The 21,872-nt window shown below is 71.8% G+C and carries 21 protein-coding genes and 2 pseudogenes; 16 read left to right on the top strand and 7 right to left on the bottom strand.

What is annotated here, in order from left to right:
* Positions 1–31 precede the first annotated feature (31 nt).
* From CCZ36_RS04980 to CCZ36_RS04935, 10 genes are all read left to right on the top strand, one after another.
* A complete protein-coding gene (locus CCZ36_RS04980) occupies positions 32–1,012 on the top strand; it encodes an FKBP-type peptidyl-prolyl cis-trans isomerase (RefSeq protein ID WP_069738794.1) in 981 nt (326 codons plus the stop codon).
* An 87-nt stretch (positions 1,013–1,099) separates the two neighbouring features.
* Complete coding sequence (locus CCZ36_RS04975; protein WP_069738795.1) at positions 1,100–1,471, top strand: FKBP-type peptidyl-prolyl cis-trans isomerase; 372 nt, start codon at positions 1,100–1,102, stop codon at positions 1,469–1,471.
* Positions 1,472–1,632: 161 nt separating this feature from the next.
* Positions 1,633–2,586 carry a helix-turn-helix transcriptional regulator gene (locus tag CCZ36_RS04970; protein ID WP_069738796.1) on the top strand — a complete coding sequence of 318 codons (954 nt, stop codon included), beginning with the start codon at positions 1,633–1,635 and terminating at the stop codon, positions 2,584–2,586.
* 13 nt (positions 2,587–2,599) lie between these two features.
* Entirely contained in the window at positions 2,600–3,556 is a 957-nt protein-coding gene (locus tag CCZ36_RS04965) for a helix-turn-helix transcriptional regulator (protein ID WP_069738797.1), read from the top strand.
* A 23-nt stretch (positions 3,557–3,579) separates the two neighbouring features.
* Positions 3,580–3,918 carry a hypothetical protein gene (locus CCZ36_RS04960; protein WP_176734669.1) on the top strand — a complete coding sequence of 113 codons (339 nt, stop codon included), beginning with the start codon at positions 3,580–3,582 and terminating at the stop codon, positions 3,916–3,918.
* Positions 3,919–3,983: 65 nt separating this feature from the next.
* Entirely contained in the window at positions 3,984–4,181 is a 198-nt protein-coding gene (locus CCZ36_RS04955) for a hypothetical protein (RefSeq protein WP_069738798.1), read from the top strand.
* Positions 4,182–4,398: 217 nt separating this feature from the next.
* Positions 4,399–4,695 (top strand): Sec-independent protein translocase subunit TatA, encoded by a 297-nt coding sequence (gene tatA / locus CCZ36_RS04950; protein ID WP_069738799.1) that lies wholly within the window; start codon positions 4,399–4,401, stop codon positions 4,693–4,695.
* Positions 4,696–4,744: 49 nt separating this feature from the next.
* Positions 4,745–5,710, top strand: coding sequence for a twin-arginine translocase subunit TatC (gene tatC, locus CCZ36_RS04945; protein WP_069738800.1), 966 nt, complete (start codon positions 4,745–4,747; stop codon positions 5,708–5,710).
* An 18-nt stretch (positions 5,711–5,728) separates the two neighbouring features.
* On the top strand, positions 5,729–6,622 hold the full coding sequence (locus tag CCZ36_RS04940; protein ID WP_128817102.1) for a diacylglycerol kinase: 894 nt from the start codon (positions 5,729–5,731) through the stop codon (positions 6,620–6,622).
* An 81-nt stretch (positions 6,623–6,703) separates the two neighbouring features.
* Positions 6,704–9,544, top strand: coding sequence for a DEAD/DEAH box helicase (locus tag CCZ36_RS04935; protein WP_069743891.1), 2,841 nt, complete (start codon positions 6,704–6,706; stop codon positions 9,542–9,544).
* 186 nt (positions 9,545–9,730) lie between these two features.
* On the opposite strand, the gene CCZ36_RS04925 is transcribed toward CCZ36_RS04935, so the two are convergent.
* Both CCZ36_RS04925 and CCZ36_RS04920 read right to left on the bottom strand, forming a co-directional pair.
* Positions 9,731–10,168: an SPW repeat protein gene (locus CCZ36_RS04925; protein WP_069738803.1), complete on the bottom strand. Its 438-nt coding sequence runs from the start codon at positions 10,166–10,168 to the stop codon at positions 9,731–9,733.
* Between the two features lie 152 nt (positions 10,169–10,320).
* Positions 10,321–10,968: a fasciclin domain-containing protein gene (locus CCZ36_RS04920; RefSeq protein ID WP_128817100.1), complete on the bottom strand. Its 648-nt coding sequence runs from the start codon at positions 10,966–10,968 to the stop codon at positions 10,321–10,323.
* A gap of 218 nt (positions 10,969–11,186) precedes the next feature.
* On the opposite strand from CCZ36_RS04920, the gene CCZ36_RS04915 reads away from it, so the two are divergent.
* From CCZ36_RS04915 to CCZ36_RS04895, 5 genes and pseudogenes are all read left to right on the top strand, one after another.
* A complete protein-coding gene (locus CCZ36_RS04915) occupies positions 11,187–12,461 on the top strand; it encodes an NAD(P)/FAD-dependent oxidoreductase (protein ID WP_128817099.1) in 1,275 nt (424 codons plus the stop codon).
* Positions 12,455–13,180 (top strand): DUF1365 domain-containing protein, encoded by a 726-nt coding sequence (locus tag CCZ36_RS04910; RefSeq protein ID WP_128817098.1) that lies wholly within the window; start codon positions 12,455–12,457, stop codon positions 13,178–13,180. The genes CCZ36_RS04915 and CCZ36_RS04910 overlap by 7 nt, the downstream gene beginning before the upstream one ends.
* A pseudogene (locus tag CCZ36_RS04905) lies at positions 13,177–14,441 on the top strand (class I SAM-dependent methyltransferase). The gene CCZ36_RS04910 and the pseudogene CCZ36_RS04905 overlap by 4 nt, the downstream one beginning before the upstream one ends.
* The gene (locus CCZ36_RS04900; protein WP_128817097.1) at positions 14,438–15,790 is read left to right on the top strand and encodes an SAM-dependent methyltransferase; all 1,353 of its coding nucleotides are present in this window, start codon (positions 14,438–14,440) and stop codon (positions 15,788–15,790) included. Before CCZ36_RS04905 ends, CCZ36_RS04900 begins: the two are co-directional and overlap by 4 nt.
* Positions 15,787–16,589, top strand: a pseudogene (locus CCZ36_RS04895) (DUF1295 domain-containing protein). Before CCZ36_RS04900 ends, CCZ36_RS04895 begins: the two are co-directional and overlap by 4 nt.
* A 61-nt stretch (positions 16,590–16,650) precedes the next feature.
* On the opposite strand, the gene CCZ36_RS04890 reads toward CCZ36_RS04895, so the two are convergent.
* From CCZ36_RS04890 to CCZ36_RS04870, 5 genes are all read right to left on the bottom strand, one after another.
* Positions 16,651–18,021 carry a cryptochrome/photolyase family protein gene (locus tag CCZ36_RS04890; RefSeq protein ID WP_069738810.1) on the bottom strand — a complete coding sequence of 457 codons (1,371 nt, stop codon included), beginning with the start codon at positions 18,019–18,021 and terminating at the stop codon, positions 16,651–16,653.
* Positions 18,022–18,083: 62 nt separating this feature from the next.
* A complete protein-coding gene (locus CCZ36_RS04885; RefSeq protein ID WP_069738811.1) occupies positions 18,084–18,836 on the bottom strand; it encodes an anti-sigma factor in 753 nt (250 codons plus the stop codon).
* Positions 18,833–19,417, bottom strand: a complete 585-nt coding sequence (locus CCZ36_RS04880; protein ID WP_128817096.1) for a sigma-70 family RNA polymerase sigma factor — start codon at positions 19,415–19,417, stop codon at positions 18,833–18,835. Before CCZ36_RS04880 ends, CCZ36_RS04885 begins: the two co-directional genes overlap by 4 nt.
* Before the next feature lie 115 nt (positions 19,418–19,532).
* On the bottom strand, positions 19,533–19,973 hold the full coding sequence (locus tag CCZ36_RS04875) for an ABA4-like family protein (RefSeq protein ID WP_128817095.1): 441 nt from the start codon (positions 19,971–19,973) through the stop codon (positions 19,533–19,535).
* Positions 19,970–20,884, bottom strand: a complete 915-nt coding sequence (locus CCZ36_RS04870; RefSeq protein ID WP_206515710.1) for a hypothetical protein — start codon at positions 20,882–20,884, stop codon at positions 19,970–19,972. The genes CCZ36_RS04875 and CCZ36_RS04870 overlap by 4 nt, the downstream gene beginning before the upstream one ends.
* 177 nt (positions 20,885–21,061) lie before the next feature.
* Between CCZ36_RS04870 and CCZ36_RS04865 the strand changes: the two genes are divergently transcribed.
* The gene (locus CCZ36_RS04865; RefSeq protein ID WP_128817093.1) at positions 21,062–21,811 is read left to right on the top strand and encodes a MerR family transcriptional regulator; all 750 of its coding nucleotides are present in this window, start codon (positions 21,062–21,064) and stop codon (positions 21,809–21,811) included.
* Positions 21,812–21,872 lie beyond the last annotated feature (61 nt).

Here is a 21,872-nt window from a genome sequence, read left to right as displayed (position 1 = left end):
GTGCCCGGAGCCCCCTACGCGAGTTGGACTGATGATCCCCACGAAAACTGCCCGGCGTGCCGCCGCCGTACTGGCCGTGCCCGCTCTGCTGATCACCGCCGCCTGCGGTTCCGATTCCAAGGACGACGCCGCGCCGAAGAGCTCGGGGCCGGTCGCCGAGGTCTCCGGGAAGTTCGGTGCCGAGCCCAAGATCGAGATCGCCAAGGACGCCAAGGTGTCCGACGAGGTCGTCACGAGCGACGTCTCGACCGGTGACGGCGCCGAGGTGAAGAAGGGCGACATCGTCCGCCTGGACTTCGCCGGCAACATCGAGGCGCTCGGCTCCACCTGGGCCCAGCGGCAGGGCGCCGACCCGAAGGCCCCCCGCGCCCAGGTCGTGCAGGAGGTCGGCAAGCAGGGGCAGATGCTGCCGACCAAGGTCGCGGACGCACTGGCCGGCCACAAGGTCGGCAGCCGGGTCCAGGTCGAAGGCACGGCCGAGGCGATCGTCGGCGAGCAGCTGAACCCGCAGTCCGGGATCAAGCCCACCGACCCGCTGGTCTGGGTCGTCGACATCGTCAACGCCAAGAAGGTCGACAAGAAGGGCGAGGCGAAGGGCGCCCAGGCCGCCAGCGAGGCCGGGATGCCCGAGGTGAAGGCCGCGTCGCAGAAGGCCGCGACCATCACCATCCCCAAGGGCGAGAAGGCCCCGAAGGACCTCAAGGAGCAGGTCCTGATCAAGGGCGACGGCGCCGCGGTCAAGGCCGGTGAAGGCCTGGTCGTCCAGTACACCGGGGTGAAGTGGGAGGACGGGGAGAAGTTCGACTCCTCCTGGGACCACGGTGGGGCGAGCGCCTTCCCGATCGGCGTCGGCGGCGTCATCCAGGGCTGGGACAAGGGACTGGTCGGCAAGCACGTCGGCGACCGCGTCCTGCTGACCATCCCGCCCAACCAGGCCTACGGAGCCGACCCCTCCAACCAGCTGGCCAAGAACAACCTGGTCTTCGTCGTCGACATCCTCGGGACCGTCTGAGACACCTTCTCCGTACGGTCCGGGTGACGGGGCGACCCGTGCAAGACTTGTGGGGTTTTTCCCCAAGATTCTTTTAGGAGCAGTTCAGTGAGCATCGAGAAGCCCGAGGTCGACTTCCCGGGCGGCGAGCCGCCGGCCGATCTGGAGATCAAGGACATCTGGGAGGGCGACGGCCCGGTGGCCCAGGCGGGCCAGACGGTGGCCGTCCACTACGTGGGTGTCTCCTTCTCCACCGGCGAGGAGTTCGACGCCTCCTGGAACCGCGGCACCCCGCTGCAGTTCCAGCTCGGTGCCGGCCAGGTCATCTCCGGCTGGGACAAGGGCGTGCAGGGCATGAAGGTCGGCGGTCGTCGCCAGCTGATCATCCCCGCCCACCTCGCCTACGGCGACCGCGGCGCCGGCGGCAAGATCGCCCCCGGTGAGACGCTGATCTTCGTCTGCGACCTCGTCGCGGCCTGATCCGTTCCCGCACGTACCCCTGAGGGCCCCCGCCGCACGGCGGGGGCCCTCAGGGCCGTCCAGGGGCCCGTCCCCGCCCTCCGCCCGACGGCCCGGCTTTGGATCCCCACACCCCGGGGCGGTACGGTCGACCGTCGTAGAGCACCGGAGAAAGGGCGTCGATGGCGATTGCCAAGGCCGAGCGGTTGATGAACCTCGCGCTGTGCCTGCTGGGGACCCGGCGCCCCCTCAGCAAGCGTGAACTCCGCGGATCCATCGAGGCCTACCTCGAAGCGGGCTCCGACGATTCCTTCAACCGGATGTTCGAGCGCGACAAGGACGATCTGCGCGAGCTCGGACTCGTCATCGAGACCGTCGAGAACCTCGACGGCGACACCGGCTATCTCGCCCGCCGCGACAGCAACCGGCTGCCCCCCATCACCCTGGACGCCGAGGAGGCCGCCGCCCTCGGCCTCGCCGCCAAGGTCTGGCAGCAGGCCCGCCTCGCCGGGGCCGCCAGCGGCGCCCTGCAGAAGCTGCGCGCCGCCGGAATGCCCGAGGCCGAGGACGCCTACGAGGTCCACAGCGCCCTCGAACCCCGCATCCCCGTCCACGAGGCCGCCTTCGAGCCCCTCATGCTGGCCTGCCGCGACCGCCGCCCGGTCACCTTCGACTACCGCAAGGCCAACTCCGCCCGCGCCGAACAGCGCCAGGTCGAACCCTGGACGCTCGAATGCTGGCGCGGACACTGGTATCTGGCCGGCTGGGACCGCGAGCGGGGCGCCGAACGCGTCTTCCGGCTCTCCCGCATCACCGGCAAGGTCCGCTCGCGCGCCGGAGCCTTCAGCGCCGAGGTGCCCGACGTGGTCACCGTCCGCGAGACCGTCGAGAGCTGGGCCGGCGAGACCGCGACCCGCACGGCCCGGATCAGGCTCCGCGCCGGAGCCGGCTACCCGCTCCGATCCCGCGCCACCGCCGTACGGACCCGCGGTGACGGCTGGGACGAGCTGGAGATCCCGTACGGACACGGGCTGGACGCCTGGCTCGTCGAGTTCGGCCCGGACGTCGTCGTGGAGGAGCCCGCCGATCTGCGGGCCGATGTGGTGGACCGGCTCCGAGCCGTGGCCAAGGACTAGGGGCAAAGAAACGATGGCCACGAACGCGATCGACCAGACCCGCCGGATGCTGTCCCTGGTGACGTATCTGCGCGAGCGCCCCGGCGCCCACGTCCAGGACGTGGCGCGGGCCTTCGGGATCACCGAGGACGAGCTGATCTCCGACCTCGACGTCCTGCCCATGTGCGGCACCAGCTTCCGCGGCGGCGACCTCCTCGACATCGACACCGACGGCGACCGCATCTGGTGGCACAACCCGGACGACGTCGCCGAACCGCTCCGGCTCGCCGCCGACGAGGCCACCGCGCTGCTCGTCGCCGCCCGCGCCGTCGCCACCCTCCCCGGCCTGCGCGAGAGCGACCGCGAGGCCCTCGTCCGCGCCACCGCCAAGCTGGAGACGGCCGCCGGCGAGTCCGGCGCGGCCAGCTCCCGGCTCTCGGTGACCTTCGAGGCCGAGGGCGGCGTCTTCGCCGACGTCGACCGGGCCATCTCCGAGCGCCGCCGGCTCTGGCTGCGCTACTACTCGCCCGCCCGCGACGAACTCACCGAGCGCGAGGTCGACCCCATCCGGCTCTTCGCCGTCGGCCACACCTACATGGAGGGCTGGTGCCGGCTCTCCGAGGCCCGCCGGACCTTCCGGCTCGACCGGGTCGCCGAGATCCGCCTCCTCGACGCCCCCGCCGCCCCGCCCGAGCTGGAACTGCGCGATCTGTCCGCCGGACTCGTCCAGCCCGCCGCCGAGGACCCGGAAGTCGTGATCGAGGTCGGCACCGGCGGCCGCTGGGTCGCCGAGTACTACCCGCACGACAGCGCCGAGGAACTCCCCGACGGCGGCCTGCGCATCACCCTGCGCACCCCCGACCCGGCCTCGCTGCGCCGGCTCGCCCTGCGCCTCGGCGGTGACGGCCGCATCGTCACCCCGCCGGAGCTCGCGGACAGCGCCCGCGACGCCGCCCGCGAGGCGCTCGCCGCCTACGAGGACGCGGTCTGAGGGCCCGGGGAAGGGAGACGACGATGAACCGGACGCCCCTGTTCCCGGCCGCCGGCGGAGCCCGCCCGGAGGCTGTGTCCGGCACCGGGACACGCTCGGCGCCCCGGTCCGGCCCGGGCCCCGTCCCCGTGCCGGTCCCCGCCGCCGTACGCTTCCGGGCCGCCTGCCCCGACTGCCGGGGGCGCTTCGAACTGGCCGCCGCCGCACTGCGCCTGGCGATCGGCGCCACCCACCGCACCACCTTCTACACCTTCACCTGCCCCGAGTGCGGCGCCTCGGTCCGCAAGCCGGCCGGGGAGCGCATCATCGAACTGCTCACCGGCGGCGGCGTACGCACCCTGCGCCTCCACACTGCCCTGTAGCGCCCCGACCGCAGCGGCCCGTCCGCCGGAAGCCCGCGGCAAGCTCGTAGGAAGAGGCACCCCGTATGTTCTGGCCCATGCTCGCCATCGCCCTCGGATTCCTGGGCATCGCCGTCCTCGGCGTCCTCGGCATCAAGGTCTTCGTCGAGGCGCGGCGTCTCGGCCGCCAGGTCACCGACACCACCGAGCGCATCAACCGGGCGTCCGAGGACCTGGAACGGGCCGCCACCCGCCTCGCGGCCACCGGTGACGGCCTGCGATAACGGCCCGGGGGCCTGATGCCCCACGGCACAGGGGGGTACGCTGCATGGGTCGGCCCAGGCAGGGAGGTGCGGGGCCGCAAGCCGCAGTACGCACGGGCATTGCCTCGCGTTTACCCCTGCGGGTTACGATCGCTGCCAAGCGCAACGATCGGACATATGCCCGGTCGAACGGGTAGCGAGCCCACCCCCAGCCGCCTCAGTGAGAAGGAAGTCGCACATGATCGGCAATCTGAAGCCCCTCGAGATCGTTCTGATCATCGCTGTCATCCTGCTGCTCTTCGGTGCCAAGAAGCTCCCCGACATGGCGCGCTCGCTCGGCAAGTCGGCCCGCATCCTCAAGAGCGAGGCCAAGGCCATGAAGAAGGACGACGCGGCGACCGCGGCGCCCACCACGGAGACCGTCGACGACACGGCCCCGCCGCAGTCCACCACCGCGCGCACCATCCAGGCCGCGCCGGGAGACGTCACCAGCTCCCGCCCGGTCAACGAGGCCAAGCCCACCACCCAGAGCTGACCGCCGACGCGCTCCGCCGACAGCCGCCGCACGAGACGAGGGAAGTGGGTTGCTCAAGTCTGCCCGCAAGCAGGAGAAGGACGACGAGGGGCGGATGCCTCTCCTCGATCACCTGCGTGAGCTGCGTAACCGGCTGCTGAAGGCCGTGCTGGCGATCGTCGTCGTGATGATCGTCGCGGCGTTCTACCAGAAGGACATCTACGAGTTCCTCCTGGCTCCCATCCAGGACTCGGTCGGCTGCAAGAACGGCGTCGTCACCACGGTCGACGGCAAGTCCTGCGCACTGCTGAAGACCGACACCCTCATCGGCCCGTTCACCAACGCGCTCAAGGTCGCGCTGATGTCCGGTGTGCTGCTGGCCACCCCGGTCTGGCTGTACCAGTTGTGGGCCTTCGTCGCCCCGGGTCTGCACAAGGGCGAGAAGCGCTACGCCTACGCCTTCGCCGTCGTCGGCGCCCCGCTCTTCCTGGCCGGCGGCTATCTCGCCTACGCGATCCTGCCGCAGACCGCCGAGATCATGCTCGGCTTCAGCCCGGACGACGTCCAGAACCAGATCGGGCTCGACAGCTATCTGGACCTGCTCGTCCGCATGGTGATCGTCTTCGGCCTCGCCTTCGAGCTGCCGCTGCTCCTCATCGCGCTGAACATGACGGGTGTCGTCTCCGGCAAGCGGATGCTGACCTGGTGGCGCGGCATGGTCGTCGGCCTCACCGCCTTCGCGGCCATCGCCACCCCGGGCGGCGAGCCCATCTCGATGCTGCTCCTCGCGGGACCGCTCGCCCTCCTCTACTTCATCGCCACCGGCTTCTCGCTACTGAACGACAAGCGGCGCAACCGCAACAACCCCGACGCCGAGCTCAGCGACGACGAGGCCTCGACGCTCGATCTGACACCCGAGCCCGTGGGCCGCGTGGAGAACGTCTCCTCCCCCCGCCCCGCGCTGCCCGGCCAGAACACCGGCGAGGCGGACGGGCCCGGCTCGCACCGGCTGAACGGTTACGACGACATCACCTGACCTTGTAGGGTCCGGCGGGTGACCAGCGAGATCACCCTCTTCGTCAATCCCACCGCGGGACGCGGCCGGGGCGCGCACGCCGCGCAGTCGGCCGCTTCCGCGTTGCGGGACGCCGGATTCTCCGTCCGTACGGTGCTGGGCGAGGACGCCGACGACGCCCTGCGCCGGGCCCGCGAGGCCGTCGCGGCGGGGACCGGGGCACTGATAGCCGTGGGCGGGGACGGCCTGATGTCCCTCGCCCTCCAGGCCGTCGCCGGGACCGCCACCCCGCTCGGGGTCGTCGCCGTCGGCACCGGCAACGACTTCGCCCGCGCGCTGGGGCTGCCGATCCGCGACCCGGCCGCCGCCGGACGGCTGGCCGCACGGGCCCTCAAGGACGGCGGCCACCGCGAGATCGACCTGGGCCGGGCCGGGGACCGCTGGTTCGGCACCGTCCTCGCCTCCGGCTTCGACTCCCGGGTCAACGACCGGGGCAACCGGATGCGCCTCGTCGGCGGCCGGTTCACGTACGACCTCGCGATCCTGGCCGAACTGGCCGCCTTCAAGCCGATCCCGTACCGCATCCGGCTCGACGGGGGAGAGGCCACCGAGATCGCGGCCACCCTCATCGCGGTCGGCAACGGAACCACGTACGGCGGAGGCATGCGGATCTGCGCCGGCGCCGAGATGGACGACGGGCTCTTCGACGTGACCGTGGTCGGCGAGTGCACCCGCACCGAGCTGCTCAAGGTGTTCCCGAAGGTCTACAAGGGCACGCATCTGGGCCACCCCGCCGTCACCACGCACCGCGTCTCCTCGATCGAGCTGGCGGCGTCCGGGATCACGGCGTACGCGGACGGCGAACCGCTGGGCGCTCTGCCGCTCACCGCCACCTGCGTACCGGGGGCCGTGCGGGTGCTCACGGGGCGCTGACCGGCGCCGACCGGGCGGAAGCCCGAGGAGATTTAAAGATCGGGCTGACTGTCAGAGGTGACGGGTAGGCTCGTAGCCAAGATGACAGAGGACCTCTCACCAGCTGAGCGATACCAGGCATCCCGCGCCCGTGCGGCCGAGATGGCGACGGCCCTCGGGCCCTTCCGGGAGATGTACGACTTCGGCCTGGACCCGTTCCAGATCGAGGCCTGCCAGGCCCTGGAGGCGGGCAAGGGGGTGCTGGTCGCGGCGCCCACCGGGTCGGGCAAGACGATTGTCGGCGAGTTCGCCGTGCACCTGGCCCTGGAGCAGGGCCGCAAATGCTTCTACACCACGCCGATCAAGGCGCTCTCGAACCAGAAGTACGCCGACCTGGTCAGGCGGTACGGCGCGGACAAGGTCGGTCTGCTGACCGGCGACAACAGTGTCAACTCCGAGGCGCCGGTGGTCGTGATGACCACCGAGGTCCTGCGGAACATGCTGTACGCGGGCTCCCAGTCGCTGTCCGGTCTCGGCTATGTGGTCATGGACGAGGTGCACTACCTCTCCGACCGCTTCCGGGGCGCGGTGTGGGAGGAAGTGATCATCCACCTCCCCGAGTCGGTGACGCTGGTCTCCCTGTCGGCGACCGTGTCCAACGCGGAGGAGTTCGGCGACTGGCTGGACACCGTGCGCGGCGACACCGAGGTGATCGTCTCCGAGACCCGCCCGGTGCCGCTGTGGCAGCACGTGATGGCCGGACGCCGGATGTACGACCTCTTCGAGGAGGGGACCGACCACGGCGGCCGGGGCGCCGGGCGCCGCGAAGTCAACCCTGACCTGGTCCGGCTCGCCCGCCAGGAGAGCCAGAACATCTACAACCCGCGCGACCGCCGCCGGGGCAAGATGGTGCGCGAGGCCGATCGCGAGCGCGAGCGGCGCCAGCGAGGCCGGATCTGGACGCCCGGCAGGCCCGAGGTCATCGACCGGCTGGACAACGAGGGTCTGCTCCCCGCAATCACGTTCATCTTCAGCCGGGCGGGCTGCGAGGCCGCCGTCCAGCAGTGTCTGTACGCCGGACTCCGGCTCAACGACGAGGACAACCGCCGGCTGGTCCGCGAGATCGTCGAGGAGCGAACCGCGTCCATCCCCGGCGAGGACCTGCACGTCCTGGGTTACTACGAGTGGCTCGAAGGCCTGGAGCGGGGCATCGCCGCCCACCACGCGGGCATGCTGCCGACGTTCAAGGAGGTCGTCGAGGAGCTGTTCGTCCGGGGTCTGGTCAAGGCCGTCTTCGCCACCGAGACCCTGGCGCTCGGCATCAACATGCCCGCGCGCTCGGTGGTGCTGGAGAAGCTCGTCAAGTGGAACGGCGAGCAGCACGCCGACATCACCCCGGGCGAGTACACCCAGCTCACGGGCCGGGCCGGACGCCGCGGCATCGACGTCGAGGGCCACGCGGTGGTCCTGTGGCAGCGCGGCCTCGACCCGACGGCCCTGGCCGGCCTCGCGGGCACGCGTACGTATCCGCTGCGCTCCAGCTTCCGCCCCTCGTACAACATGGCGGTCAACCTGGTGCAGCAGTTCGGGCGACACCGGTCGCGGGAGCTGCTGGAGACCTCGTTCGCCCAGTTCCAGGCCGACAAGTCGGTGGTCGGGATCTCGCGGCAGGTGCAGCGCAACGAGGAGGGCCTGGAGGGCTACAAGGAGGGCATGACCTGCCACCTCGGGGACTTCGAGGAGTACGCGCGCCTGCGGCGCGACCTCAAGGACCGTGAGACGGAGCTGGCCAAGCAGGGCGCGGCCCAGCGGCGCGCGGCGGCGGCCTCGTCCCTGGAGAAGCTGAAGCCCGGGGACGTCATCCATGTCCCGACGGGGAAGTTCGCGGGTCTCGCGCTGGTGCTGGACCCGGGGCTGCCCGCCGGGCGGGCCAACGGGCACCGCGGCTTCGACCACCACGACGGGCCCCGGCCGCTGGTGCTGACGGCCGAGCGGCAGGTCAAGCGGCTGGCCTCGATGGACTTCCCGGTGCCGGTGGAGGCGCTGGACCGGATGAGGGTCCCGAAGTCGTTCAACCCGCGCTCGCCGCAGTCCCGCCGCGATCTGGCCTCCGCACTGCGGTCCAAGGCCGGGCACATCGTGCCCGACCGGCACCGCAAGGGGCGGGCGCCGGCTGCCGACGACCGCGAGATCGCCCGGCTGCGGACCGAGTTGCGCGCCCACCCCTGCCACGGGTGCGACGAGCGGGAGGACCACGCGCGGTGGGCCGAGCGCTACCACCGGTTGCAGCGGGACACGCGGCAGCTGGAGAAGCGGATCGAGGGGCGGACGAACACGATCGCCCGGACCTTCGACCGGATCGTCGCGCTCCTCACCGAGCTGGACTACCTCCGGGGCAACGAGGTCACCGCCAACGGCCGGCGGCTGGCCCGGCTGTACGGGGAGCTGGATCTGCTCGCCAGCGAGTGCCTGCGGGAGGGTGTGTGGGAGGGGCTCAACCCTGCTGAGCTGGCCGCGTGCGTCTCGGCGTTGGTCTACGAGGCGCGGCAGGCCGATGACGCGGTCGCGCCGAAGCTGCCGTCCGGTCCTGCCAAGGTCGCCATGGGCGAGATGGTGCGGATCTGGGGGCGGCTGGACGCTCTGGAGGAGGACTTCAAGATCAACCAGACGGAAGGGGTCGGGCAGCGCGAGCCCGATCTCGGCTTCGCCTGGGCGGTCTACATGTGGGCCTCCGGCCGGACGCTGGACGAGGTGCTGCGCGAGGCGGAGATGCCGGCGGGGGACTTCGTGCGGTGGTGCAAGCAGGTGATCGATGTGCTGGGGCAGGTGGCCGCGGCGGCGCCCCGGGATGCGGGGGAGGGGGCGTCCGGCGTGGCGAAGAGTGCGCGTAAGGCGGTGGACGCGGTGTTGCGGGGAGTGGTGGCGTACAGCTCGGTGGGGTGAGCGAGGAGTTGGTGCCGGGCGGGGTGGGGGTGCGGGTGCGGGCGCCTGCGGCGGGCTTGTCCCTCCCCGCCCCTTCCCATAGCCGGGGCTCTGGCCCGGACCCTGCTCCTCAAGCGCCGGAGGGGCGGGAAGCCTCAGGCCGACGTGAGGAGCGGGGTCGTCGGGGTCGCGCGTTGTGCTCGTCGGTCACGTGCTGCGGGTTCTGGCCGCTGCTCCCGCGCAGACCATGCCCAGCAGTACCGTCAGTCCGCCGACGATGATGTTGTTGATCACGATTCCGGCGTCCGGGCTGCTGCCCACCACCCAGGTCGACACGATGATCCACGCCCCGATGGCGCACATCGCCCAGCTCAGGCCGTACATGCGCTCGGGCATCACGGTGAAGCCGAGAGCCAGCACCGCGATGGCGATCCCCATCACCAGGTTGTGCGTGACCAGGGCGGGCTGGTTCGCCGTGAAGTGGAGCACCCACGGGGAAACGGCGCAGTAGAGGCCGACGAGGAAGACCGGCGCGTCCACCAGCGCCACATCGCGGCCGCCCATCACGCGGTCGTACCGCGCACGCATTTCGGAGGCATCGGGGTGACCCGACAGGTCACTCCTCGCGTGTGAGACGTTGCTCATGAGATTTCGTCTCCTTCGGTCCTGCGGGCCCTGCCGCTGTGCGGATGGATGCGGCAGGCGCCCATACCTCCATAGTGCGCTTATCTGGCGCTTATGTGCACATTTCGGGTGAACTTTCCCCGGGGTGACGAGGGGCGGGAGCCGGTGGAGGACTACTTCGGGGGCATCAGGACCGTGTCGACGATGTAGACGGTCGCGTTGGCGGTCGGGACGTTGCCGCAGACGACCTTCGAGGAGTCGTTCACGGTGTACTCCGTGCCCGAGCCGGCCGTCGTCAGCCTGCTCTTCTCCAGGGTGTCGAAGGAGCCCTTCTCCAGCTGCTGAGGCGTCAGCTTCTCGCCCACCACGTGGTAGGTCAGGACCTTGGTCAGCTCGGCCTTGTCCGCCAGCAGCGCGTCCAGGTCGGCCTTCGGGATCTTCGCGAAGGCGTCGTTGGTCGGGGCGAACACCGTGATGTTCTCCGCGTTGTTGAGCGTGTCGACCAGGCCGGCCTGCTTGACGGCGGCCACCAGCGTCGACAGCTCCTCGTTGTTCGAGGCGGCCGTGGCGACCGGGTCCTTCGCCATGCCGTCGAACGAGCCCGCGCCTTCCTTCGGCACCGACGAACAGGCCGGACCGAACGGCTCGGTCGTGGTCGCCGTGTCGTCGGCCGAGGGGCTCGCCGGAGCGGACGCGCTGGGCGTGGAGCCGGCCGCCGAGTCCTTGGAGGAGTCGTCCGACGAGCAGGCGGTCAGCGTCAGCGGCAGGACGGCCGCTGCTGACACGGCGACGGCTGCGCGGCGGAAGAGGAGCGTGTTCATGGCGTTTCTCCTGGATCGGAAGTGTCGTGCGAAGAGGGTCTGTTCTGACACGGGGGGTTCGGCGCCGGGGCGGTCGGCGGATTGGTCCCGGGCTCTTCAATCACCCGTTCGGAGCAGATTCGGTGATCGACCAATCCGCCCGGCCTCCGGCCACGAATGCCAGCTGAGGCGCGCTTCAGAAGCGCGCCGACCAAGCGGAGGCACCGGAGGGAGCCGGAATGGCAGGGGAACGGCGGCGGACGGCCGTAGTGGGAGCCGGAGTGGCGGGACTGACCGCCGCCCACGTCCTCCGCGACGCGCATGAGGTGACGCTGTACGAAGCGGACGACCGGGTCGGCGGCCACGCCCACACCCACGAGCTGGACGCGTCCGACGGCCGGGTGCACCGCGTCGACTCCGGATTCATCGTGCACAACCGGCGGACCTACCCCCACCTGCTGCGGCTCTTCGACGAACTGGGCGTCGCCACCCAGGAGGCCGAGATGTCGATGTCCGTACGGTGCGAGGGGTGCGGTCTGGAGTACGCCGGGGCGCGTGGGCCCGCCGGGCTCTTCGCGCAGCCGCGCTCCGCCGTGCGCGGCCCCTATCTGCGGATGCTCGCCGAGGTGCCGCGCTTCCACCGTGCCGCCCGGGCCCTGCTCGCGCTGCCGCAGAGCGGGACGAGCGAGATGACGCTGGGGGAGTTCGCCCGGCGCGGGCGCTTCTCACCGTACTTCCACGCCCACTTCCTCACCCCCATGGTCTCCGCCGTCTGGTCCTGCGACCCGGTCACCGCCCTGCGCTACCCGGCCCGCTACCTCTTCCGGTTCCTCGACCACCACGGCATGCTCACCGTCGGCGACTCCCCGGTCTGGCGCACCGTCACCGGCGGCTCACGCTCCTACGTCGACCTTGTCGTCAAGCAGCTCGCCGCCGTGCACACCGCGACCCCGGTCCGGGCCATCACCCGGCACGCGGACGGCGTCGACCTCACCACCGAGGACGGCACGACCACCCCGTACGACTCCGTGGTCATCGCCACCCACCCCGACCAGGCGCTGCGGATGCTCGCCGACCCGACCGACGCCGAGCGCAGCACGCTCGGCGCGTTCCGGTACTCCCGCAACCCGACGCTGCTGCACACGGACACCACGCTGCTGCCGCGCGCCCGAGGGGCCAGGGCCTCCTGGAACTACCTCATTCCCTCGTGCGCCGCCGACGCCGACCGGGTCACCGTCAGCTACGACATGAACCGGCTCCAGCGGCTCGACGCCCCGGACACCTTCGTCGTCACCCTGAACGGCGCCGACCGGGTCGACCCGGACTCCGTCCGCGTCCGCATGGTCTACGAGCACCCCGTCTACACCCCGGAGTCCGTCGCGGCCCAGGCCCGGCTGCCCACCCTGTCCGGTCCCGTCACCGCCTACGCGGGGGCGTACCACGGCTGGGGCTTCCACGAGGACGGCTGCCGTTCGGGCGTCGAGGCAGCCGCCGCCCTGGGGGTGAGGTGGTGAGCGCCCTCTACTCGTGCACGATCACACACGTACGGAACCGGCCGACGACGTACGCCTTCCGGCACCGGACCTACCTGTGGCTGATCGACCCCGACCGGCCGCCCGAGCTGCCGCGCGCGCTGCGCCCGCTGGCGCGGTTCGACGCCCGCGACCACTTCGGCGGCACCGCCCCCACCATCCGGGCCGGCCTCGAACGCTTCCTGCGGGCCCGGGGCGTGGAGCTGGGCGACGGCACCGTCACCATGCTCACCCAGGCCCGGGTCTTTGGATATGTCTTCAATCCGATCACCGTCTACTGGTGCCACCGCGCCGACGGCAGTCCCCTCTGCGTCGTCGCCGAGGTGCACAACACGTACGGCGGACGGCACGGCTACCTCCTGCGCCCCGACGGTAAGGACCGAGCCGCGACCGGCAAGGAGTTCTACGTCTCGCCGTTCTTCCCCGTGGACGGCCGCTACCGGATGCGGCTGCCCGAGCCCGGGCCCCGGCTCGACCTGAGCGTCCATCTGGAACGCGAGGGGGCCCGCCCGTTCACCGCGACCGTACGGGGCGTCCGCCGCCCGGCCACGTCCCGGGAACTGGTGCGCCTCGCCCTGCGCCACCCCCTCTCCACCGTCCTCGTCTCCGCCGCGATCCGCCTGCACGGCATCCGGCTCTACCTGCGCGGGCTCCCCGTGCAACCCCGTCCCCCGCACCGCACACAGGAAGGCATGCAGTGACCGCTCCCACCTCGGCGCTGCCGGCAGAGCACACCCCCGGGACCGACCCGGAACGCTGGCCCGACATCGTCACCCCGCCCCGGGTCTCCCGCGCCCGGACCGCCGTCGCGGAACGCATCGTCCGCCGCGCGCTCGGCGGGCTCCCCCTGCGCGCCCGTCTCGCGGGCCAGGGCGACATCGGCCTCGGCGGGCCGCTCATGGACATCCGCGACCCCGACGCCTTCTTCCGGCGGATCGGCGCGAGCGGACTCATCGGTTTCGGCGAGTCCTACATGGCCGGCGAGTGGGACGCGCCCGACCTCGTCGCCGTGCTGACCGTGCTCGCCGACAACGCCGCCGACCTCGTCCCCCGGCCGCTGCAACGCCTGCGCGGCATCTGGCATCTGCGCAGGCCCGCCGCGCAGCTGAACACCCCGAGGGCTCCCGGGACAACATCAGCCACCACTACGACCTGTCCAACGAGCTGTTCGCCCTCTTCCTCGACGAGACGCTGTCCTACTCCTCCGCCGTCTTCCGCGGCTTCCCCGCCCAACACGACCTGCTGCCCGCCGCCCAGCACCGCAAGATCGACCGGCTGCTCGACGCCGCCGGGGTCACCGACGGCACCCGGCTGCTGGAGATCGGCACCGGCTGGGGCGAACTGGCCATCCGCGCGGCCGCCCGCGGCGCCCGGGTCACCACCGTCACCCTCTCCGCCGAACAGCGCGGACTGGCCCGGGCCCGCATCCGCGAGGCCGGGTTCGATGACCTCGTCGAGGTACGGCTGAGCGACTACCGCCAGGTCACCGGCGACTACGACGCCATCGTCAGCGTCGAGATGATCGAGGCGGTCGGCGAGGAGTTCTGGCCGGTCTACTTCCAGACCCTGGACCGGCTGCTCGCCCCCGGCGGCCGGGTCGCCCTCCAGGCCATCACCATGCCCGACGACCGGCTGCGCGTCAGTCGCTCCACCTACACCTGGATCAGCAAGTACATCTTCCCCGGCGGGCTGCTGCCCTCCACCGAGGCCGTCGAGCGGGTCACCACCGAGTACACCCGGCTGCGCACCACCCAGCGCATCCGGTTCGGCGCGCACTACGCCGAGACGCTCCGGCTGTGGCGCGAGCGGTTCACCGAGCGAACGCCCGAGGTCGACGCCCTCGGCTTCGACGCCGTCTTCCGCCGGATGTGGACCTTCTACCTCGCCTACTCCGAAGCGGGCTTCCGCTCCGGATATCTCGACGTGCAGCAACTGCTGCTGACCCGTGAGGAGACCGCGTGACCACCGCCGCCACCAGGCCGCCCGCCCGGCGCACCCCGACCGGGGCCGCCCAGCGCGTCGAACCGCTGATCGAGCGGTTCCTCGGCGGCGGACTGCCGGTCCGGGTAAGGATGTGGGACGGCAGCGAGACCGGCCCGCAGGACGCCCCCACCGTCCATGTGCGGACCCGCAGAGCCCTGCGCCGCCTGCTGTGGGAGCCGGGCGAACTCGGCCTCGCCGAGGCCTACATCACCGGCGACATCGACCTCGACGCCGATCTCGGCGACGGGCTGCGCGCGATGCGCCGCGCCGTACGGGAACGCGGCCTCACCGCGCCCGCGCCCGCCCTCGCCGACCGCGTCAAGGCGGCCGGCCTCGCCCTGCGCCTCGGCGCGGTCGGCCCCCGGCCGCCGGTGCCCGCCGCCCGCGCGGGACTCCGCGGGGAACTGCACAGCAAGGCCCGCGACCGGGCGGCGATCAGCCACCACTACGACCTGTCCAACGCCTTCTACGCCCTGCTCCTCGACGAGACGATGGCGTACTCCTGCGGCTACTGGACCAGCGACGCACCCGGCTACGGCCCGGCCGACGCCCAGCGCGACAAGCTGGAGCTGATCTGCCGCAAGCTCGGACTGCGGCCCGGCGCCCGGCTGCTGGACATCGGCTGCGGCTGGGGTTCGCTGACCCTGTACGCCGCCGAGCGCCACGGCGTCCACGTCACCGCCGTCACCCTCGCCGCCGAACAGTCCGCGTACGTACGGCAGCAGGTCACGGCACGCGGTCTTGACGACCTCGTCGAGGTGTTGAATATCGACTACCGGGACATCGCCGAGCGGCCCGGCACCCGGGGCGCGTACGACGCCGTGTCCACCGTCGAGATGGGCGAACACGTCGGGGACGCCGAGTACCCCGCGTTCACCCGCATCCTGCACGACTCCCTGCGGCCGCGCGGGCGGGCACTCGTCCAGCAGATGTCCCGGGGCGCGACCGCCCCCGGCGGCGGCGCGTTCATCGAGTCCTACATCGCCCCCGACATGCACATGCGGCCGCTCGGCGAGACCGTCGGCCTGCTGGAGGGCGCCGGCCTCGAAGTGCGGGACGTCGAATCGCTGCGCGAGCACTACGTACGGACCGTGGAGGCCTGGCGGCGCACCCTGGAGGAGCGCTGGGCGGAGTTCGTCGCCCTGGTGGGGGAGGAGACCGCGCGGGTGTGGCGGCTCTATCTCGTCGGCGGGGCGCTCGCGTTCGAGGAACGGCGGATGGGCGTCGACCAGATCCTGTCCGTACGGCCCGACCCGGCCGGCTCCGCCGCGATGCCCGCCACCCGGCGCGAGTGGCACGCACCGGCAGGGCCCGAGGAGGAGCGGTGAGCGGCTTCGCCTGGGACGCGTTCGCGAGCGGGCTCGCGGGCGCGGCCGTCGCCGCCCTGGGCGTCATGCTCGTCACCTTCGCCGTCGCCCTGAACAAGGGTGTGCACCGGATCGTCGACATCGCCTGGGGCCTCGGGTTCGCCGTCGTCGCCCTGGTCTCCTACGGGCTCTCGGCGGGGGTCGGCGACGACGGCCGCCGACTCCTGGTCACCGCGCTGACCGTGATCTGGGGGCTGCGCCTCGCGATCCACATCGGGCGGCGCGGGAAGGGCCGCGGAGAGGACCCGCGCTACGCGAAGATGCTGGCCAAGGCCCCCGGCAACCCCAGCTGTACGCCCTGCGCAAGGTGTATCTGCTCCAGGGCGCACTGGTCTGGATCGTCTCGCTCCCGGTGCAGGCCGCGCACTACCTCACCGCCCCGCTGGCCTGGTGGGCCTGGGCGGGGGCGCTGCTGTGGGCGGTCGGGCTGGCCTTCGAGGCGATCGGTGACGCCCAGCTCGCCCGGTTCAAGGCCGACCCCGCCAACCAGGGGAGGATCATGGACCGGGGGCTGTGGTCCTGGACCCGCCACCCCAACTACTTCGGCGACTTCTGCGTCTGGTGGGGTCTCTTCCTCTTCGTCTGCCAGGCGCCCGCCGCCGCTGCCGTCACCGTCGTCGCCCCGCTGGTGATGAGCTTCCTGCTGACCAGGGGCAGCGGCGCGGCCCTGCTGGAGCGTCATATGGCCGACCGGCCGGGGTTCGCCGAGTACCGGGCCCGGACGAGCGGCTTCTTCCCGCGGCCGCCGCGCCGGGCGTGAGAAACCCGGAAGGGGCCTGTTCCGCAGCCGCGCGGAGCAGGCCCCTTCCGGAGGCGTCGGATCAGTCCAGGCCGCGCGCGCGTTCGAAGCGGGACCGCGCCTCGGCCAGGTCCACCACCGGGTCGGGATAGTCGACGCCCGCCCGGTCCAGGCCCTCCAGCTTCCAGGGTTCGTGGATCGCGGGCCCCTCCACCTCCGCCAGCTCCGGCACCCACCGCCGTACGTAGGCGCCGTCCGGGTCGAAGCGCTTGCCCTGGATCACCGGGTTCAGGATCCGGTTGGGGCGGGTGTCCGTGCCGGTCCCCGCCACCCACTGCCAGTTGAGCTGGTTGTTCGCCACGTCCCCGTCGACCAGCAGGTCCAGGAAGTGCCGGGCGCCCACCCGCCAGTCGACGTACAGCGTCTTGGTGAGGAAGCTCGCGGCCAGCATCCGGCCCCGGTTGTGCATCCAGCCCTCGTGCGCGAGCTGCCGCATCGCCGCGTCCACCAGCGGATAGCCCGTGTGCCCGGACTTCCAGGCCTCGATCTCGTCCTCGTCGGAGCGCCACCGGTCGTGGCGCGGCCGGTAGTCGGACCAGGAGGCGTCGGGCCGGGCGGCGAGGACCTGGTGGTGGAAGTCGCGCCAGGCCAGCTGCCGCACGAACGCCTCGCCGCCGGGGCCGCCCTTCTCCCGCGCCCGGTTGGCCAGCTCGGCGGCGGAGACCGTACCGAAGTGCAGATGCGGGGAGAGCCGGGACGTGGCGTCGCCGGCCAGGTCGTCGTGGCTGTCCTCGTAGTCCGCCACGGGGCCGTTGAGCCAGGACTTCACCAGCTTGCGGCCCGCTTCCTCGCCGCCCCTGGCGAGGCCGGGGGAGACGTCTTTGACCGTGTCCCGGTCCGGGAGCGCGTCGCCGGACACGCCGGCGGGGACCCGGACCGTGCGGGGAGCGGCCAGTGTGCCCCGTACTCCCTCCGCCTCCCAACGGCGGAAGTACGGAGTGAACACCGCGAAGTGGTCCTTGCCGCCCGTGGGGACCACGCGGCCCGGGGCGAGCGCGGTGACCACCGCGTCATGGACGCGCAGCTCGCAGCCGGTGCCCGAGAGGGCCTCCCGGATGCGCTCCTCACGCCGCGCCGCGTACCCGCTGACCCCGGCGGCGATGTGCACGGATTCCGCCCCGGTCTCCTCGACGACCCGTTTCACCTCGCGGGCCGTCCCACCCCGACGGAGGATCAGCCTTCCGCCGCGGTCACGGAGTCCGGCGTCCAGGTCCGCCAGGCAGTCCGCGAGGAACGCCAGCCGGTTGGGCGCGTCGAACCCGGCCCGGTGGACGGCGTCGTCCCGCACGAACAGCGGGACGACCTCGTCCGCGTCCCGCAGGGCGGCACACAGCACCGGGTGGTCGTGCAGACGCAGGTCGGAGGTGAACAGCACCACCGCGACACTACTCATGGAACGTGTGCTCCCTTGCGCTAATCGTGGGGGGAAAACGCCGTACTCGTGGAGGGGAAACGTCAGGCGGTCGGGAAGTCCATCAGCGCCACCGGATCCGAGGTCGGTTCGGCGGAGCCACCGGCGGGCTCGATCGTGATGCCCATCCCGGACGCCTGGTCCACCGGTCCGTCCAGCAGGACCGCGTCGTCGCTCGCCTTCGGGTCCATCAGCCCGGCCGAGCGCATGGTGCCCTCGTCGTTGAACCAGATCTGGTAGATCTTGCCGCTCGGCGGCGGTGCCATGCCCGAGGCCAGGAACACCGCGCGGTTCTGGCTCTGCGAGACGACGACGGTCCCACGGGCCCCGCCCGTCAGCTCGCCCGAGGAGGTCTTCGCGTCCGGGGCGGAGAGCACCTGCGCCAGCTGCTCGTTCTGCCGCTGCGCCCGGTCCGCCTCCTGCCGCGCGTCCTGTGCCAGCTGGTTCTGCCAGACCGCGACCCCGCCGAACGCGGCGGCCGCCGCGACGCAGGCGGCGAGCGCGTACGCGTACCACCGTCCGGTGCGCCCCCTGCCGCCGGTCCGTTCACGTCTGGCGTGCGCCGGAGCCTCCTGGCGTACGGTGGTGATCTCCCGCAGCACCCTCTCGCGCAGCTCGCGCGGCGGGGTCTCGGCGACGGCGAGACCGAGCCGGGCCGCGGTGGCCGACAGCTCCCGCACCTCCTGGGCGCAGGCCTCGCAGTCCTCCAGATGCTGTTCGAACGCCCGCTGTTCGGACTCCGGCAGCGCATGCAGGGCGTAGGCCCCGGTCAGCGTGTGCAGTTCGGCCGTGCTCATGCGCTCACCCCCAGGCAGTCGCGCAGCCGGATGAGGCCGTCGCGGAGTCGTGTCTTGATGGTGCCCAACGGCACGGAGAGGAGTTCGGAGACCTCACGGTAGGTCAGGCCCCGGTAGTAGGCGAGGGTCACCGACTCCCGTTGCAGCTCGGACAGGGTGCGCATACAGCGCCGGACCTGTTCTCTCTCCAGCCGGGTCTCGACCTGTTCGGACACCTCGTCGAAGGCGGGCGTCCGTTCCAGCAGCGCCGCCTTGTGCTCCCGGGCGGCGGCCGCCTCGGCGGAGCGCACCCGGTCGACGGCCCGGTGGTGGGCCAGAGTCAGCACCCAGTTCATCGCGCTGCCCCGGGAGGCCTGGAAGCGGGGCGCGGTGCGCCACACCTCCACCAGCACCTCCTGCGCCACCTCCTCCGACTGGGCCGGGTCGCGGAGGATACTGCGCACCAGGCCGAGCACGGGCCCGCTCACCGCGTCGTACATCGAGGCGAACGCGTCCTGGTCGCCCCGCGCGACCCGCACCAGAAGTTCCTGGAGATCGGGACCGGTCGAGGGCACCCCACTGATGTGTACGGATTCCTTCACGCGGGTTTCCTCCCGGGGCGATCGACGGTTCCGGAAGTGATTCGGAGCCGGCGCCCGTGCGGATTGGTCGGATGTCGACGATCTTTCCAGACCGGGCCCCGGGAGGGCGCGCGACTCAGCCGGCGAGCGTTTCGCGCCGCTTCCGCAGCCGGACGGCGCGGACGGTGAGGAAGACCAGCAGCCCGAACGGCGCCAGCAGGATCGTCAGCACCAGCAGCGGGCCCATCAGCAGCGGCGACAGCCCCAGCTTCCGGCTCTGCAGGAACATCCACTGGCCGAGCAGGAGATCCCAGGCGATCACCTGTGCCCAGAGGGCACCCGCTCCGCCGGCCAGCGCCGTCAGATCGCGGAAGGTGTCGATGTCCGGGCTGCTCACCGCCGTCCACAGCTCCGGGAAGACCGGGACGGCCAGGACGGTGTACACGGCGAGCACCGGCAGCACGGTCAGTGGCGAGGCGGCGACGCGGGTGGTGCCGGACCAGGTGGGGGCGAAGATCATCAGCAGCCAGAACGGGGCGGCCAGATAGAAGGTGATCTCGAAGAGCGCACCGGTCATGCCACAGGCTCCTTGTCGGCGGCGTTACGGGTCGGGTGTGTGGGGGCGGTTGGGCGCAGCGCCCTCCAGGTCCCGTACGCCACGGCCGCGAGAATCGCCCCGGCGGCGGTCAGCGTGATGGCGTCGGGATGGATCAGGGGCTGGCCGCGGAGCGCCTGCCAGGTGATGAGCGCGACGAGCGCCGCGTAACCGCCGACGGCGACCCGGACGAGGCGCAGCCGCACCCCGGCGTCGCGCAGCGGAGCGAAGCGGGGCGCGAGCACGACGAGTGCGATCAGGAGGAGCGGTATCAGCTGGAGCGCGTGCATGCCCACGAAGTGCGGGGCGCGCAGATCCCCGCCGGTCGTCGACCAGCCGGTCAGGGGCATGGACGGGCCGCCGTCCGGTACGCCCACGGAGTGTGCGCCCATCGTGTCGGAGGCGTCGAGACCTTCGACGGCCTGCCGGCTCTCGCTCGGCAGCGTCATCAGGAACCCGAGTGCCGCGCCGGCCAGGGCGATCAGCAGTCCGCCCCGGACGGCGAGGGCCGTCGCCCGGTCGGTGATACGGGTGCGCGACAGCAGGACGGCGATCACCAGGGTGGCCGCCCACAGCACGACGATGGTCATCCCCATCGCGTTCCACAGCGCCGAGTCGAAGGCGGTCGCGGTGTTGAAGTGGCTGCGCTTCCCCCGGACCACCTGCACGGTGATGATCACCATCTCGATCAGCGCCGTCAGCACGACGGCGTGCCCCGCCCACCGGCCGATCCGCCGCCCGCGCGTGAGGAGCGTCAGCATCCACGCCAGCGTCAGGCAGTACGCGACGAAGGACACGCTGAACTTGAACGGCTTCGCCCAGATCGGTGCCCCCACCAGAACCCGGTCGTCGACCATGAGACCGACGGCGGAGACGACGGCGAGAGCGGCCATCGCGGCGGAGAAGACGACTAACGGGCGATGCCAGGAACGCCATGACGACATGAAAGACCCCCTGGGGTGATGCGACGGTGATGCGATCGATATGGATAGCCGCACTGTCCGCTATCCGATAGGGGGACTATCTATGATGAGGACGGCTTCTGGCAAGGGCGAAAGGGCGAACACGCGGTGCGCATCGGTGAATTGAGTCGCAGGTCCGGGGTGCCGGTGCCGACGATCAAGTACTACCTACGTGAAGGACTCCTGGCCGCAGGGGAGTTGACCAGCCCGAACCAGGCGCACTACGGCCCCGGGCACGAGCGGAGACTGCGGCTGATCCGGGCGCTGCTCGATGTCGGCGGCCTCTCGCTCGCCGCCATCGGTGAGGTCCTGCAGGCCATGGATGATCCCCGGCAGCCGGTGCACAAGGTGCTCGGGGCCGCGGCGGACCGTGTCACGCCGGCCGGCGGTGAGGAGGCGGGGCCCGAACTGGAGGACGCCCGCGAGGAGGTGGCCGAACTGCTGCGGCGGCGCGACTGGCAGGCCGACGCGCGGGGCTCGGCCGCCGAGTCGCTGGCGGGGGTGCTGTGCGCGCTGCGCAGGGCCGGGCACGGCGGCTACATCGACCTGCTGGACCTCTACGCGGACGCCGCCGAGCCGGTCGCCCGCGCCGACCTCGACTACGTGCAGCGGAGGGTGGCGCGCGAGGACCTGGTCGAGACCGTCGTGGTGGGGACCGTCCTCGGTGAGGCGATGTTCGGCGCGCTGCGGAGGCTGGCGCACATCGATGCGTCCTACCGGCGCTTCGAGTCGCCGGAAGATCTGTCGGGGCAGGGGCAGGGGCAGGGGCAGGGGCAGGGGCAGGGGCAGGGGCAGGGGCAGGGGCAGGGAGAGAGGGAGGGGGCCGGGGGTGCGGATGGGGACGCTCCGGGCGCCTGAGACCGGGACTGGCCCGTCGTGGGTCGGCGCGCGCCCTTGAACGAACGGACCCCGCTCGCCG

This window comes from Streptomyces sp. S063 (assembly GCF_002832675.1).
GTDB classification, from domain to species: Bacteria; Actinomycetota; Actinomycetes; order Streptomycetales; family Streptomycetaceae; genus Streptomyces; species Streptomyces sindenensis.
The sequence above is the reverse complement of the archived record's forward strand: the minus strand, read 5'-3'. Positions and strand labels throughout refer to the sequence as shown.

Bases quoted from the DNA above. Each gene is read 5' to 3' on its own strand.
- CCZ36_RS04980 (WP_069738794.1), top strand. From the start codon at position 32: ATGATCCCCACGAAAACTGCCCGGCGTGCCGCCGCCGTACTGGCCGTG.
- CCZ36_RS04970 (WP_069738796.1), top strand. From the start codon at position 1,633: ATGGCGATTGCCAAGGCCGAGCGGTTGATGAACCTCGCGCTGTGCCTG.
- CCZ36_RS04965 (WP_069738797.1), top strand. From the start codon at position 2,600: ATGGCCACGAACGCGATCGACCAGACCCGCCGGATGCTGTCCCTGGTG.
- CCZ36_RS04960 (WP_176734669.1), top strand. From the start codon at position 3,580: ATGAACCGGACGCCCCTGTTCCCGGCCGCCGGCGGAGCCCGCCCGGAG.
- CCZ36_RS04955 (WP_069738798.1), top strand. From the start codon at position 3,984: ATGTTCTGGCCCATGCTCGCCATCGCCCTCGGATTCCTGGGCATCGCC.
- tatA (WP_069738799.1), top strand. From the start codon at position 4,399: ATGATCGGCAATCTGAAGCCCCTCGAGATCGTTCTGATCATCGCTGTC.
- CCZ36_RS04935 (WP_069743891.1), top strand. From the start codon at position 6,704: ATGACAGAGGACCTCTCACCAGCTGAGCGATACCAGGCATCCCGCGCC.
- CCZ36_RS04925 (WP_069738803.1), bottom strand. From the start codon at position 10,168: ATGAGCAACGTCTCACACGCGAGGAGTGACCTGTCGGGTCACCCCGAT.
- CCZ36_RS04920 (WP_128817100.1), bottom strand. From the start codon at position 10,968: ATGAACACGCTCCTCTTCCGCCGCGCAGCCGTCGCCGTGTCAGCAGCG.
- CCZ36_RS04915 (WP_128817099.1), top strand. From the start codon at position 11,187: ATGGCAGGGGAACGGCGGCGGACGGCCGTAGTGGGAGCCGGAGTGGCG.
- CCZ36_RS04890 (WP_069738810.1), bottom strand. From the start codon at position 18,021: ATGAGTAGTGTCGCGGTGGTGCTGTTCACCTCCGACCTGCGTCTGCAC.
- CCZ36_RS04885 (WP_069738811.1), bottom strand. From the start codon at position 18,836: ATGAGCACGGCCGAACTGCACACGCTGACCGGGGCCTACGCCCTGCAT.
- CCZ36_RS04875 (WP_128817095.1), bottom strand. From the start codon at position 19,973: ATGACCGGTGCGCTCTTCGAGATCACCTTCTATCTGGCCGCCCCGTTC.
- CCZ36_RS04870 (WP_206515710.1), bottom strand. From the start codon at position 20,884: ATGGCCGCTCTCGCCGTCGTCTCCGCCGTCGGTCTCATGGTCGACGAC.